Source organism: Streptomyces sp. NPDC079020 (assembly GCF_044542225.1).
Taxonomy (GTDB): Bacteria; Actinomycetota; Actinomycetes; order Streptomycetales; family Streptomycetaceae; genus Streptomyces.
Genome location: NZ_JBITUB010000011.1, coordinates 26749 through 41115, shown reverse-complemented (window position 1 = coordinate 41115; position 14367 = coordinate 26749). Strand labels below are relative to the sequence as shown.

General features: G+C 70.1%; 9 protein-coding genes. 4 read left to right on the top strand and 5 right to left on the bottom strand.

What is annotated here, in order from left to right; all coding sequences use genetic code 11:
• Positions 1–144 precede the first annotated feature (144 nt).
• On the bottom strand, positions 145–1155 hold the full coding sequence (locus ACIGJO_RS23020; protein WP_399960890.1) for a polyprenyl synthetase family protein: 1011 nt from the start codon (positions 1153–1155) through the stop codon (positions 145–147).
• 156 nt (positions 1156–1311) lie between these two features.
• Between ACIGJO_RS23020 and ACIGJO_RS23015 the strand changes: the two genes are divergently transcribed.
• The 4 genes from ACIGJO_RS23015 to ACIGJO_RS23000 all read left to right on the top strand — a co-directional run bounded on the left by ACIGJO_RS23015 (position 1312) and on the right by ACIGJO_RS23000 (position 7032).
• Entirely contained in the window at positions 1312–2811 is a 1500-nt protein-coding gene (locus ACIGJO_RS23015; protein WP_399960888.1) for a peptide MFS transporter, read from the top strand.
• Between the two features lie 9 nt (positions 2812–2820).
• Positions 2821–4815 (top strand): CocE/NonD family hydrolase, encoded by a 1995-nt coding sequence (locus ACIGJO_RS23010; protein ID WP_399960886.1) that lies wholly within the window; start codon positions 2821–2823, stop codon positions 4813–4815.
• A gap of 147 nt (positions 4816–4962) precedes the next feature.
• Positions 4963–6192, top strand: a complete 1230-nt coding sequence (gene fahA / locus ACIGJO_RS23005; RefSeq protein WP_399960884.1) for a fumarylacetoacetase — start codon at positions 4963–4965, stop codon at positions 6190–6192.
• Between the two features lie 231 nt (positions 6193–6423).
• Positions 6424–7032, top strand: a complete 609-nt coding sequence (locus ACIGJO_RS23000) for a Uma2 family endonuclease (RefSeq protein WP_399961252.1) — start codon at positions 6424–6426, stop codon at positions 7030–7032.
• Between the two features lie 31 nt (positions 7033–7063).
• Here the strand turns inward: ACIGJO_RS23000 and recQ are convergent, their stop codons facing one another.
• The 4 genes from recQ to nuoL all read right to left on the bottom strand — a co-directional run bounded on the left by recQ (position 7064) and on the right by nuoL (position 14359).
• Positions 7064–9091, bottom strand: a complete 2028-nt coding sequence (gene recQ / locus ACIGJO_RS22995) for a DNA helicase RecQ (RefSeq protein ID WP_399960882.1) — start codon at positions 9089–9091, stop codon at positions 7064–7066.
• Between the two features lie 137 nt (positions 9092–9228).
• Complete coding sequence (nuoN, locus tag ACIGJO_RS22990; RefSeq protein WP_399960880.1) at positions 9229–10890, bottom strand: NADH-quinone oxidoreductase subunit NuoN; 1662 nt, start codon at positions 10888–10890, stop codon at positions 9229–9231.
• The gene (locus tag ACIGJO_RS22985) at positions 10887–12458 is read right to left on the bottom strand and encodes an NADH-quinone oxidoreductase subunit M (protein WP_399960878.1); all 1572 of its coding nucleotides are present in this window, start codon (positions 12456–12458) and stop codon (positions 10887–10889) included. The genes nuoN and ACIGJO_RS22985 overlap by 4 nt, the downstream gene beginning before the upstream one ends.
• 5 nt (positions 12459–12463) lie before the next feature.
• Positions 12464–14359, bottom strand: coding sequence for an NADH-quinone oxidoreductase subunit L (nuoL, locus tag ACIGJO_RS22980; RefSeq protein WP_399960876.1), 1896 nt, complete (start codon positions 14357–14359; stop codon positions 12464–12466).
• Between the last annotated feature and the right edge of the window lie 8 nt (positions 14360–14367).

The window sequence follows — 14367 nt, the reverse complement described above, 5'->3', positions numbered from 1 at the left end:
GGGACCGGCCGTCCACTAGGGGTACGCCGGGCGCACAGGGCCGAAAGAGGGAGGGCGAAGGAGGCAGGACGAGAGAAGCAGGGCAGAAAGGGGCAGCGCGAAAGAGGCAGCGCCGCCGGCGGCACTGCCCTCGCGAACGGTGTGTCAGCCGGCGCGGTGCACCACGGCGTCGCACAGCTCCGCCAGCGCGGACTTGGCGTAGCCCTCGGGCAGCGGCGCCAGCGTGGCCCGCGCCTCCTTGGCGTAGCGGACGGTGTCCTGACGGGCCTGCTCCAGCGCCGGGTGGGCGCGCAGCCTGCGCAGTGCCTCGGCCAGCCGGGCGTCGTCGCTCAGATCGCCGTCCAGCAGCTCCACGAGCTCCAGGTCGTCGGGCTTTCCGTCGGCCGCCGCCTGCGCCCGCAGCCGCAGGACCGGGAGCGTGGGAATGCCCTCACGCAGATCGGTGCCGGGGGTCTTGCCGGACTCGTGGGAGTCGGACGCGATGTCGAGGACGTCGTCGGCGAGCTGGAAGGCGATACCCAGGCGCTCCCCGTACTGGGTGAGGATGTCGACGACCCGCTCGTCGGCACCGGACATCAGGGCACCGAACCGCCCGGACACGGCGACCAGCGAGCCGGTCTTGCCGCTCAGGACGTCCAGGTAGTGGCCGACCGGGTCGCGGCCGTCGCCCGGTCCCGCCGTCTCCAGGATCTGGCCGGTGACCAGGCGCTCGAAGGCCTCCGCCTGGATGCGTACGGCCTCCGGGCCGAGGTCGGCCAGGATGTGCGAGGCGCGGGCGAAGAGGAAGTCGCCGGTCAGGACGGCGACGGAGTTGCCCCAGCGGACATTGGCGCTGTCGACCCCGCGGCGCACGTCCGCCTCGTCCATCACATCGTCGTGGTAGAGCGTGGCCAGATGGGTCAGCTCCACGACGACGGCCGAGGGAACGATCCCGGGCGCGTCCGGGTCGCCGAACTGGGACGCCAGCATGACCAGCAGTGGCCGAAAACGTTTGCCGCCCGCACGGAGGAGGTGCTGCGCGGCTTCCGTGATGAAGGGGACGTCACTCTTGGTCGCTTCGAGCAGCCCCGCCTCGACAGCGGCCATACCCGTCTGGACATCGGCCTCAAGAGCCTGGTCCCGCACGCGCAGTCCGAACGGCCCGACGACGGTCACGAAGGGGTCTCCTGTCTACTGACGATCACACGGATTGTCGATGTGTCGCTGTCTTCACTCAACTCAGCGTATCCGGTCCTCTTTGGATCACCGTGGGCGCCTTCCCGCCACCGCCGGTATGTTCGGGATCAGCTCATACGATCAGGAGTTGCCGTTTTGTCGCACACCACCAACGACACCGAGTCGACACAGCCCCCGCCCGGGGACGACCACGCCTTCTTCGGCCAGCCACGGGGGCTGATGACCCTGTCCGGCCTGGAGGTCTGGGAGCGTTTCTCGTTCCTGGGCATGCAGGCGATCCTGGTCCTCTTCTTCGCCGACACGGTGTCGAACGGCGGCATGGGGATGGACGCTGGCACCGCCGCCTCCGTCTCCGCCGCCTACGGCACCCTGGTCTATCTGGTCTCCGTGGCCGGTGGCTGGCTCGCCGACCGCATTCTGGGCTCGTACCGCGCCGTCCTGTACGGCGGCATCCTCATCGCCTGCGGCCATTATTCGATGGCCGTGCCCACCGACACCATGACCTGGGTCGGTCTGGGCCTGATCAGCGCCGGTACGGGTCTGCTCAAGCCCAATGTCGCCTCCATGGTCGGCAAGCTCTACCGCACCGACGACGAGCGGCGCGACGCCGGCTTCGCCCTCTATTACATGGCCATCAACATCGGCGCCTTCGCCGGTCCGCTGATCACCGGCTGGCTCGGTGACCACGCGAGCTGGCACTGGGGCTTCTCGGCCGCCGCCGTCGGTATGACGCTCGGCCTCATCCAGTACGTGGCGGGCCGGCGTCACCTGGCCGGGCGTAAGCACGGCGCGGAGTTCCCGCTCGCCTCCGCGCCGATGCGCCGCGCCGTGCGGCTGATCATCGTCGGGGCCGTCGTGGTCGCCGCCCTCGCCACCGCGCTGGTGCTGGCCGGCTGGCTCACGATGGACCGGTTCGTCGACGTGCTCACCGTGATCTCGGTGATCGCCCCGGTCGTCTACTTCGTGGTCATGTTCAGGAGCCCCCGGGTGACCGCGGAGGAGCGCGGCAGGCTGCGCCCGTACGTGGTGCTGTTCCTGGGGTCCGTCGTCTTCAACTTCATCCTCTTCCAGGCGTACTCGACGATGATGCTGCTCGCGTCGACCAACGCCCGTACCGAGATCTTCGGCTTCCACTTCCCGGCCAGCTGGTACGCCTCCGCGCTCGGCGCCTTCGAGGTCGCGCTGGCGCCCGTCGTCGCCGCCGTCTGGGCCCGGATGGGCACCCGCCAGCCGCACGCCTCCAACAAGATCGCGTTCGGTGTGATCCTCGGCGGGCTCTCGTTCCTGCTGATGGTCCTGCCCACGTCCGGGCACGCCGACGACACGTACAAGATGGCCGCCTGGTGGATCGTCGGCTCGTACCTGCTGCTGGGGCTCGGCGACATCCTGCTGGAGACCTCCGGCATGTCCGCCACGACGAAGCTCGCCCCCAAGGCCTTCGCCAGCCAGACGATGGCGCTGTGGTTCCTGTCGCTGGCCCTCGCCAACGGCATCCAGGCGCAGATCGTGAAGCTGTACGGCGAGGTCTCCAACCCCGCCTACTTCGGTGTCAACGGTGCGATCGCGGTGGTGGCCGGTGTGGCGATGATCGCCGCCGCCCCCTGGCTCAAGCGCACCATGCACCCCGTCCACTGAGGTACCGCCATGCACATCAGCACCGAGTTCCCGTACGAGACCACCCGCGAGGACGTCTCCATCCCGCTGCCGGACGGAACGCGGCTGTACGCCCGGATCTGGCGGCCGCTCACCGACGAGCCCGTCCCCGCCCTCCTGGAGTACCTGCCCTACCGGCTGAGCGACTGGACGGCGCCCCGCGACTGGCAGCGCCACCCCTGGTACGCGGGCCACGGCTACGCCTCCGTGCGGGTCGACGTCCGGGGCCACGGCAACAGCGAGGGCATGCCGGGCGACGAGTACGACGCGACCGAGCTGGAGGACGGGGTCGCCGTCATCCACTGGCTGGCCCAGCAGGAGTGGTGCTCCGGCCGGGTCGGCATGTTCGGCATCTCCTGGGGCGGCTTCAACTCGCTCCAGATCGCCGCGCTCGCCCCCGAGCCGCTGAAGGCGGTCGTCACCGTCTGCTCGACCGACGACCGCTACGACAACGACGTCCACTACATGGGCGGCTCCGTCCTCGCCGTCGACATGCACGCCTGGGCGGCCACCATGCTCGCCTTCGTCTCCCGCCCGCCGGACCCGGCCCAGGTCGGCGACGGCTGGAAGGACATGTGGCTCAAGCGGCTGGAGGCGGTCGACCCCTTCATCCACACCTGGCTGGCCCACCAGACCCGCGACGACTACTGGAAGCACGGCAGCGTCTGCGAGGACTACGGCGCCATCAAGGCGAACGTCCTCGCGGTGGGCGGCTGGCACGACCCGTACCGCGACACCGTCCTCCGGCTCGTCGAACACCTCGACCCCGGGCAGGTCCGCGGGCTGATCGGGCCGTGGTCGCACCAGTACCCGGACCGGGGGCTGCCGCCGGGACCGGCGATCGGCTTCCTCCAGGAGACGCTGCGCTGGTGGGACCAGCACCTCAAGGGCAAGGACACCGGGGTGATGGCGGAGCCGCTGCTGCGGTCCTGGATCAGCGGCTCGCACCCGCCCGCGACGGTGTACGAGACGCTGCCCGGCCGCTGGGTCGGCGACGCGAGCTGGCCCTCGGAGAACGTGGCGCCGGTCGCGTACGCCCTCCAGGGCGGCGCCCGGATCGTGCGCTCGCCGCAGCAGACCGGGGTGGACGCGGGCCGCTTCTTCCCGTTCGGCAATGACGCCGACCTGCCGCCCGACCAGCGCGACGAGGACGCCAAGTCGGTGTCGTTCGAATTCCCCGTCGAGAGCGCCCCCATCGAGATCCTGGGCCGCCCCCGCGTGAAGCTCCGGATCCGGATGGACGTACCGCGCGGCCAGGCCATCGCCCGGCTGTGCGACGTGGCCCCGGACGGCTCCTCCACGCTGGTCACCCGCGGTGTCCTCAACCTCTCGGCCCGCCACGGGCGCGACCGCTGCGAGGACTGGCCCGTCGGCGCGACCGAGGACGTGACGTTCGAGCTGAACGGCATCGGGCACACCTTCCCGCCCGGACACCGGATCAGGCTCGCGGTCTCCTCCTCGTACTGGCCCTGGATCTGGCCGCAGGCCGGCTCGGCGGGCTTCACCCTCGACGCGGAGGGGAGCTTCGTGGAACTCCCGGTGCGCCGCCGCACTGAGGACCCCGCGATCGTCTTCGGCGCGCCGGAACAGTCCGAACCGCTGGGCGTCGTCTACCCGGTGACCCTCGACGAGCAGCGCCCCGAGCGGCTGGTGGTCCGCGATGTCGCCAAGGGCGAATGGCGGATGGAGGTCGACCCGCGGTACGGCGGGACACGGGTCTACCCCGACGGGCTCGAATTCACCGAGGACGCGGTCGAGACATACACGGTCCAGGAGGACGACCCGCTCTCCGCCCGGACCCGTTCCGACTGGACGATCCGGCTCCACCGGCCCGAGATGGGCTGGGACGTGCGGATCGAGACCCGCTCCGAGATCAGCGCGGACACGGACGACTTCATCACCTCCAACGAGGTGGTCTGCAAGGACGGCGACGAGGTCGTCTTCCACCGCACCTGGGAGAAGCGCATTCCGCGCACGGCGGGGTAAGCCGCCCGGAGGTACGCGTGGGGCATCCGGATTTCCGGGTGCCCCACAGAACTTTCCGGGCATTGCGCATAGTTGGGGCACTGACGCGGGGCGGGTGCGGCGACGTAACGTGTCCCCCAAGCGACCTGGAAAGCGAGGCAGCAACACATGTCCGAGCAGAGCAGCCCGCTCGATCTGGCCGAGGGCGATCCCTTCGGCCCGCACAACCTTCCGTACGGAGTGTTCTCCACCCCCGACCACCCCGACGACCGCCGGGTCGGCGTCCGCATCGGCAACCATGTGCTGGACGCCGGAGCGGCCGCGCACGCGCTCGGCTCGCCCTACGCCCAGCTGCTGGCCCAGCCCAGCCTGACCCCGCTGCTCGCGGCCGGGCGCACGGCCTGGCGCGACGTACGGCGGGCGCTCACCGCCTGGGTGAGCGTCCCGGCCCACCGCACGGACATCGAGCCGCTGCTGCACCCCGTCGACTCGGTGACGCTGCACCTCCCCTACGAGGTCGCGGACTACGTCGACTTCTACGCGAGCGAGCACCACGCCACCAACGTCGGCCGGATCTTCCGCCCGGACGGCGACGCGCTGACGCCCAACTGGAAGCACCTGCCGATCGGTTACCACGGCCGGGCGGGCACGGTCGTCGTCTCCGGTACGGATGTGGTGCGGCCCGCCGGCCAGCGCAAGGCCCCTTCCGACCCGGCGCCGGTCTTCGGCCCCTCGGTGAAGCTGGACATCGAGGCCGAGGTCGGATTCGTCGTGGGCGTCCCCTCGGAGCAGGGCACCCCGGTCCCGCTCGGCGACTTCCGCGAGCACGTCTTCGGACTCTCGCTGCTCAACGACTGGTCGGCGCGCGACATCCAGGCCTGGGAGTACGTGCCGCTGGGCCCGTTCCTCGGCAAGTCCTTCGCCACCTCCGTATCGGCGTGGGTGACCCCGCTGGAGGCCCTGGAAGCGGCCCGTACCGCGCCGCCCGCCCGTGACTTCCCGCTCCTGCCCTACCTCGACGACGCGCGGGAGGAGGAGCCGGGCGGCATCGACCTGCGGATCTCCGTCGCGATCAACGGACAGGTGGTCGCGGAGCCGCCGTTCTCCTCCATGTACTGGACGGCGGCCCAGCAGCTGGCGCAGATGACGGTGAACGGCGCCTCGCTGCGCACCGGCGATCTGTACGGCTCCGGCACGGTCAGCGGCGCCGAACCGGGCCAGCGCGGCTCCCTCCTCGAACTCACCTGGAACGGCCGCGACCCGCTGGACCTGCCCGAGGGCAAGCGGACCTTCCTGGAGGACGGCGACACGGTGACCCTGACCGCGTGGGCCCCGGGCCCGGACGGGACGCGCGTCGGCCTCGGCGAGGTGACCGGCCGGATCGTGCCCGCGCCATGACCCCGGACACACCCGGACCGAAGCTCCCCGGGGCGCTGCCGCCGGCCGGCGCGGTCCGGGTGTGACGGTGCCCGCCCGACCGGCACGGGCGGGTGCGGGGGGCTGGTGCGGGGCGAGCGGGACCGGTGGTCAGCGGCGCGCGCGATGCGTTCACACGTTCGGGGGAGCCGCGTCCGGTTCCCGGCGGATACGCTGGCCGGACCCGCGAGACTCCGTCGCATGGGAGCACTGATGAGCGTCGAACCCGAGGCCCCCGAGCCGCGGTGGGCGGTTCCGCCCGAGGGCGGCTGGACCGCCGATGACCTGGACACACTCCCGAATCTGCCTCCGCACACGGAGCTGATCGACGGGAGCCTCGTTTTCGTGAGTCCGCAGACCTTGTTCCATTCACGGGCGGTCGACTTCTTCAACTGGCAGTTGCAGTCGCTTGCCCCGCCCGAGCTGGAGGTGGTGCGCGAGTTCACCATCGACATCGACCGCTACAACCGGCCCGAGCCCGATGTGATCGTCATCGACGGTGAGATCATCGGTGATCCGGACCAGACCCGGTTCCCCGCCGGTTCCGTGCGTCTGGCCATCGAGGTCGTCTCCCCCGAGTCCCGGTCGCGCGACCGGGAGACCAAGCCCGTGAAGTACGCCCGTGCGACCATCCCCCACTACTGGCGGGTCGAGAACCACGACGGGCGGGCCGTGGTCTACGTCTTCGAGCGGGAACCGGCCACCGGCGCCTACACCTCGACCGGGATCTTCCACGACCGGATGAAGGTGTCCGTGCCCTTCCCGATCGATCTGGACCTCACCGCGATCACCCCTCGCCGACGGGCGGCGGACCTGGGTTAGGTCCACCGCCCCGCCCCGGAGCGCCCGGCACTCACTCGTACTCGGGCGGTTCCTCGTCCCAGCCGAACTCCGGATCGCTGTCCGGAACAGCCGGACGGTCAGCGGCCGGACGGGCGGCGGGAGCCGCGGCCCGGGTCCGTGCGGGTGCGGGGGCCGGCGCGGGGGCCGGGGACGCGGGCTCCGGCTCGGCCGGTGCCGGGCCCAGCTCCGCAAGTACGGCCAGCACCCCTTCCCCGTACGTCGCCAGCTTCTTCTCGCCGAGGCCGCTGATGCCGCCGAGCTCGGCCAGTGAGCCGGGGCGCAGTGCGGCGATCTCCCGCAGGGTCGCGTCGTGGAAGATGACGTACGCCGGGACGCCCTGCTCCTTCGCCGTCGCGCCGCGCCAGGCGCGCAGCGCCTCGAAGACCGGGACGGCCGACTCGGGCAGCTCGGCGACGGCCGCCGCCGCCTTCGAGGAGCGCTCGCTCTTCGTGGACCGGGAGGTGGGCTTCTTGGGCTCCTTGCGCAGCAGCACCTCGCGCTCCCGGCCGAGCACGGTGGCGCTGTCCTCGGTGAGCACCAGCGTGCCGTACTCCCCCTCGACCGCGAGCAGCCCCTGGGCGAGCAGCTGGCGCACGACGCCCCGCCACTCCGCCTCGGCCAGTTCCTCGCCGATGCCGAAGACGGAGAGCTGGTCGTGGTCGAACTGGATGATCTTCGCGGTCTTGCGGCCCAGCAGGATGTCGATGATCTGACCGGCACCGAATTTCTGCCCGCGCTCGCGCTTCAGCCGCACCACGGTGGACAGCAGCTTCTGCGAGACGACCGTGCCGTCCCAGGTCTCGGGCGGGGTGAGGCAGGTGTCGCAGTTTCCGCAGGACTCCGCCGAAGGCTCCTGGCCGAAATACGTCAGCAGCTGGGCCCGGCGGCACTGCACGGTCTCGCACAGAGCCAGCATCGAGTCCAGGTGGGACGCCGCCCGGCGGCGGAACGCCTCGTCGCCCTCCCCGCCCTGGATCAGCTTGCGCTGCTGGACGACGTCCTGGAGTCCGTAGGCCATCCATGCCGTGGACGGCGCCCCGTCGCGGCCCGCGCGGCCGGTCTCCTGGTAGTAGCCCTCGACGGACTTCGGCAGGTCGAGGTGGGCGACGAAGCGGACGTCCGGCTTGTCGATGCCCATGCCGAAGGCGATGGTCGCGACGACGACCAGGCCCTCCTCGCGCAGGAAGCGCGCCTGGTGGACGGCGCGCGTCCCGGCGTCCAGTCCCGCGTGGTACGGCACGGCCTCGATGCCGTTGCGGCAGAGATACTCGGCGGTCTTCTCGGTGGAGTTGCGCGACAGGCAGTAGACGATGCCCGCGTCCCCGTCGTGCTCCTCCTTCAGGAAGCTCAGCAGCTGCTTCTTCGGGTCGGACTTCGGTACGACGCGGTACTGGATGTTGGGCCGGTCGAAGCTGGCGACGAAGTGCTTGGCGTCGGGCATCCCCAGGCGCTGGGTGATCTCCCGGTGCGTGGCGTCGGTCGCGGTCGCCGTCAGCGCGATCCGCGGGACGTCCGGCCAGCGCTCGCCCAGCACGGACAGGGTCAGGTAGTCGGGGCGGAAGTCGTGGCCCCACTGGGCCACACAGTGCGCCTCGTCGATCGCGAAGACGGAGATCTCGCCGCGGGCGAGCAGGGAGAGCGTGGAGTCCAGGCGCAGCCGCTCCGGTGCCAGGTACAGCAGGTCGAGCTCGCCCGCGAGGAACTGGGCCTCCATCGAGCGGCGCTCGTCGAGGTCCTGGGTGGAGTTGACGAAGCCGGCCCGCACCCCGAGTGCCCGCAGGGCGTCCACCTGGTCCTGCATGAGGGCGATCAGCGGTGATACGACGATGCCGGTGCCGGGCCTGACCAGCGCCGGGATCTGGTAGCAGAGGGACTTGCCGCCGCCGGTCGGCATGAGCACGACCGCGTCGCCGCCCGCCACCACATGCTCGATGACCGCGCCCTGCTCGCCGCGGAACGATTCGTACCCGAATACGCGATGCAGTGTGCGTTGCGCATCGCTCTCGGTCACATCCATGGTCATGCCCGTTCCGCTCATCGCTCTGTCCCTGGGTTCCGTCGCGCTACGCCCGCACCGTCCCCTGCCACGATAGGCGCCATCAGTGACAACGCCGGACGGGCCCGGAGATCGGGCCCGCCCGGCGGGTGGGTCGGTGACGGCCTGCCGCTCGCCGCTTACCGCGCGAACACTCCCGCCTGACCCGCCAGGTCCAGGAAGTACTGCGGGGCCAGGCCCAGCACCAGCGTGACCGCGACACCGACACCGATCGTCGTCATCGTCAGCGGGGACGGGACGGCAACCGTCGGGCCGTCCGCCTTCGGCTCGCTGAAGAACATCAGGACGATGACCCGGATGTAGAAGAACGCGGCGATGGCCGAGGAGATCACACCGACCACGACCAGAGTGCCCGCGCCGCTCTCCGCCGCCGCCTTGAAGACCGCGAACTTCCCGGAGAAGCCCGAGGTCAGCGGGATACCGGCGAAGGCCAGCAGGAACACCGCGAAGACCGCGGCGACCAGCGGCGAGCGCCGTCCGAGGCCGGCCCACTTGGACAGGTGCGTGGCCTCGCCGCCCGCGTCGCGGACCAGGGTGACGACGGCGAAGGCGCCGACCGTCACGAAGGAGTACGCGGCGAGGTAGAAGAGGACCGAGGAGATGCCGTTCGGGTTGGTCGCGATGACACCCGAGAGGATGAAGCCCGCGTGCGCGACGGAGGAGTAGGCCAGCATCCGCTTGATGTCGGTCTGGGTGATCGCGACGATCGCCCCGCCCAGCATCGTGAGGATGGCCACGCCCCACATGACCGGGCGCCAGTCCCAGGTGAGCCCCGGCAGCACCACGTAGATCAGGCGCAGCAGCGCACCGAACGCGGCGACCTTCGTGGCCGCGGCCATGAAGCCGGTGACCGGGGTCGGGGCGCCCTGGTAGACGTCCGGGGTCCACATGTGGAACGGGACCGCGCCGACCTTGAAGAGCAGTCCGGTCAGGACCATCGCGCCGCCGATGAGCAGCAGCACGTCGTTGCCCATGGTGTCGGCGAGGGCCGGGTCGATCTCCAGGACGGAGCCGTCGACCACTTCGGCGATCCGGGCGTACGAGAGGGAGCCCGCGTACCCGTAGAGCAGGGCGATCCCGAACAGGAAGAACGCCGAGGAGAACGCGCCGAGCAGGAAGTACTTCACCGCGGACTCCTGCGACATCAGCCGCTTGCGGCGGGCGAGGGCGCACAGGAGGTAGAGCGGGAGCGAGAAGACTTCGAGGGCGATGAAGAGGGTCAGCAGATCGTTGGCGGCCGGGAAGACCAGCATGCCCGCGATGCAGAAGAGGACCAGAGGGAAGACCTCGGTCGTGGTGAAACCGGCCCTGACCGCGGCCTTCTCGCCGTCGCTGCCCGGTACGGCGCCGGCCTGCGCGACGAAGGAGTCGACCCGGTTGCCGTGCGACTCGGGGTCCAGCCGCCGCTCGGCGAAGGTGAAGACCGCCACCACCGAGACCAGCAGGATGGTGCCCTGGAGGAACAGCGTGGGGCCGTCGATCGCGATGGCCTTCATCGCCGCGAGGTGCGGCTCGGAGGCGTACCCGTCGGCCGCGAGGGCCACGACCGCGGCGAACGAGGCGGCGAGGGCCACGACGGTCAGGAAGACCTGCGTGTGGTAACGGGCCCGGCGCGGCACGAAGGCCTCCACCAGGATGCCGAGGACGGCGGCGCCGATCACGATCAGCACCGGCGCCAGTTGGCCGTACTCGATGGCCGGCGCCTTGAACGTCTGGTCCGGGGCGGCCGTCGTCCACCCGCCCGCCGTCGTCCACAGGCTGTGGACAGCTGTTGCGCTCACTTGGCGGCCTCCACCTCGGGCTGGGGGTCCTTCTTCTGTACGTCATGCAGGGTGTGCTGCACCGCAGGGTTGACGACCTCGGTGAGCGGCTTCGGGAAGACCCCCAGGAGGACCAGCAGCGCGATCAGCGGGAGAGCCACCACGAGCTCCCGCGCCCTGAGGTCCGGCATCCCCTGGACCGAGGCCTTGACCGGGCCGGTCATCGTGCGCTGGTAGAGGACGAGGACGTAGAGCGCGGCGAGCACGATGCCGGAGGTGGCGATGATGCCCGCCACCGGATACGCGCTGAACGTGCCGACCAGCACCAGGAACTCGCTGACGAACGGGGCGAGGCCGGGCAGCGAGAGCGTGGCCAGACCGCCGATCAGGAAGGTCCCGGCCAGCACGGGTGCCACCTTCTGCACCCCGCCGTAGTCCGCGATGAGCCGCGAGCCGCGCCGGGTGATCAGGAACCCGGCGACCAGCAGCAGCGCGGCCGTCGAGATGCCGTGGTTGACCATGTAGAGCGTGGCGCCCGACTGGCCCTGACTGGTCATCGCGAAGATGCCCAGGATGATGAAGCCGAAGTGCGAGATCGAGGCGTAGGCGATCAGCCGCTTGATGTCGCGCTGGCCGACCGCGAGCAGCGCCCCGTACACGATGGAGATCAGCGCCAGGACGAGGACGACGGGCGTCGCCCACTTGCTGGCCTCCGGGAAGAGCTGGAGGCAGAAGCGGAGCATCGCGAACGTGCCGACCTTGTCGACGATCGCGGTGATCAGCACGGCGACCGGCGCGGTCGCCTCGCCCATCGCGTTGGGCAGCCAGGTGTGCAGTGGCCACAGCGGGGCCTTCACCGCGAAGGCGAAGAAGAACCCGAGGAACAGCCACCGCTCGGTGCTGGTCGCCATCTCCAGCGATCCGTCGGCCCGCGCCTGGGCGATCTCGGAGAGCGAGAAGCTCCCCGCGACGACGTACAGGCCGATGACCGCGGCCAGCATGATCAGGCCGCCGGCCAGGTTGTAGAGGAGGAACTTCACCGCGGCGTACGAGCGTTGCGTCGCCGCGTTCTCGTCGCTGCCGGCGTGGGCCCGGTCCCCGAAGCCGCCGATGAGGAAGTACATCGGGATGAGCATGGCTTCGAACAGGATGTAGAAGAGGAAGACGTCGGTGGCCTCGAAGGAGAGGATCACCATCGCTTCGACCATCAGGATCAGGGCGAAGAAGCCCTGGGTGGGCCGCCAGCGCGAGGAGCGCGTCTCCAGGGGGTCGGCGTCGTTCCAGCCGGCCACGATGACGAACGGGATCAGCAGGGCGGTGAGCGCGAGGAGCGCCACCCCGATGCCGTCCACACCCAGTTCGTACCGCACCCCGAAGTCGGCGATCCAGGCGTGCGATTCGGTGAGCTGGTAGCGGTCGCCGCCGGGTTCGAAGCGGAGGAAGACGATGGCCGCCAGGACGAACGTGCCCAGCGAGAAGAGCAGCGCGAGCCATTTGGCGGCGGTGCGCCGGGCGGCCGGGACGGCGGCGGTGACGATCGCGCCGATCGCCGGGAGCGCGGCCGTCGCTGTCAGGAGAGGAAAGGACATGGTGATCAGACCGCCCTCATCAGCAGGGTTGCGGCGATGAGCACGGCCGTACCGCCGAACATCGAGACCGCGTAGGAGCGGGCGTAGCCGTTCTGCAGCTTGCGCAGCCGGCCGGAGAGCCCGCCGACCGAGGCGGCTGTGCCGTTGACGACACCGTCGACCAGGGTGTGGTCGACATAGACCAGGGAGCGGGTGAGGTGCTCGCCTCCGCGGACCAGGACCACATGGTTGAAGTCGTCCTGGAGCAGGTCGCGGCGGGCGGCCCGGGTGAGCAGCGAGCCGCGCGGGGCGACGACGGGGACGGGCTTGCGTCCGTACATCAGCCAGGCGATGGCGACGCCGATGACCAGGACCACCATGGTGGCGCCGGTGACGGTGGCCGCGCTGACCGGGGCATCGCCGTGGTCGTGGCCCGTGACGGGCTCCAGCCAGTGCATGAACCGGTCGCCGATGGAGAAGAAGCCACCGGCGAAGACCGAACCGAAGGCCAGCACGATCATGGGGATCGTCATCGACTTCGGGGACTCGTGCGGGTGCGGCTCGTGCCCTTCGGCGTCCGGCTGCCAGCGCTTCTCGCCGAAGAACGTCAGCAGCATCACGCGGGTCATGTAGAACGCGGTGATCGCGGCGCCCAGCAGGGCGACCGAGCCGAGGATCCAGCCCTCGGTGCCGCCCTTGGCGAAGGCCGCCTCGATGATCTTGTCCTTGGAGAAGAAGCCGGACAGACCGGGGAAGCCGATGATCGCGAGATAGCCGAGTCCGAAGGTGATGAAGGTGACCGGCATGTACTTCCGCAGACCGCCGTACTTGCGCATGTCGACCTCGTCGTTCATGCCGTGCATGACCGAACCGGCACCGAGGAAGAGCCCGGCCTTGAAGAAGCCGTGCGTCACCAGGTGCATGATCGCGAAGACGTAGCCGATGGGGCCGAGGCCCGCGGCCAGGATCATGTAGCCGATCTGCGACATCGTCGAACCGGCGAGCGCCTTCTTGATGTCGTCCTTCGCGCAACCGACGATCGCACCGAACAGGAGCGTGACGGCGCCGACGATGACGACGACCAGCTGCGCGTCCGGGGCTTCGTTGAAGATCGCGCCGGACCTGACGATGAGATAGACACCGGCGGTCACCATGGTGGCGGCGTGGATGAGGGCGGAGACCGGGGTCGGGCCCTCCATCGCGTCACCGAGCCACGACTGGAGCGGCACCTGGGCCGACTTGCCGCAGGCGGCGAGCAGCAGCATCAGGCCGATGGCCGTCAGCTTGCCCTGGCCCGTCCCACCGGCCGCCTCCAGCACCGGGCCGAAGGTGAAGGTGCCGAAGGTGGTGAACATCAGCATGATGGCGATCGACAGGCCCATGTCGCCGACCCGGTTGACCAGGAAGGCCTTCTTTGCGGCGGTGGCCGCGCTGGGCTTGTGCTGCCAGAAACCGATCAGCAGGTACGACGCCAGGCCGACGCCCTCCCACCCGACGTACAGCAGCAGGTAGTTGTCGGCGATGACGAGCACGAGCATCGCCGCGAGGAACAGGTTCAGATAGCCGAAGAAGCGGCGCCTGCGCTCGTCGTGCTCCATGTAGCCGATGGAATAGATGTGGATCAGCGTGCCCACACCCGTGATCAGCAGCACGAACGTCATCGACAGCTGGTCGAGCTGGAAGGCGATGTCGGCCTGGAAGCCCTCGACCGGAATCCAGCTGAACAGCTTCTGGTGCAGGGCCCGGTCATCGGCCGTCCTGCCCAGCATGTCGAGGAAGAGGACGACTCCGACGACGAACGAGGCGGCGGCGAGCAGTGTGCCGATCCAGTGTCCGGCGCGGTCCAGCCGACGGCCGCCGCACAGCAGGACCGCCGCTCCGAGCAGGGGCGCCGCGACGAGCAGCGCAATCAGGTTCTCCACGATTTCCG

Bases quoted from the DNA above. Each gene is read 5' to 3' on its own strand.
- ACIGJO_RS23010 (WP_399960886.1), top strand. From the start codon at position 2,821: ATGCACATCAGCACCGAGTTCCCGTACGAGACCACCCGCGAGGACGTC.
- fahA (WP_399960884.1), top strand. From the start codon at position 4,963: ATGTCCGAGCAGAGCAGCCCGCTCGATCTGGCCGAGGGCGATCCCTTC.
- ACIGJO_RS23000 (WP_399961252.1), top strand. From the start codon at position 6,424: ATGAGCGTCGAACCCGAGGCCCCCGAGCCGCGGTGGGCGGTTCCGCCC.
- recQ (WP_399960882.1), bottom strand. From the start codon at position 9,091: ATGAGCGGAACGGGCATGACCATGGATGTGACCGAGAGCGATGCGCAA.
- ACIGJO_RS22985 (WP_399960878.1), bottom strand. From the start codon at position 12,458: ATGTCCTTTCCTCTCCTGACAGCGACGGCCGCGCTCCCGGCGATCGGC.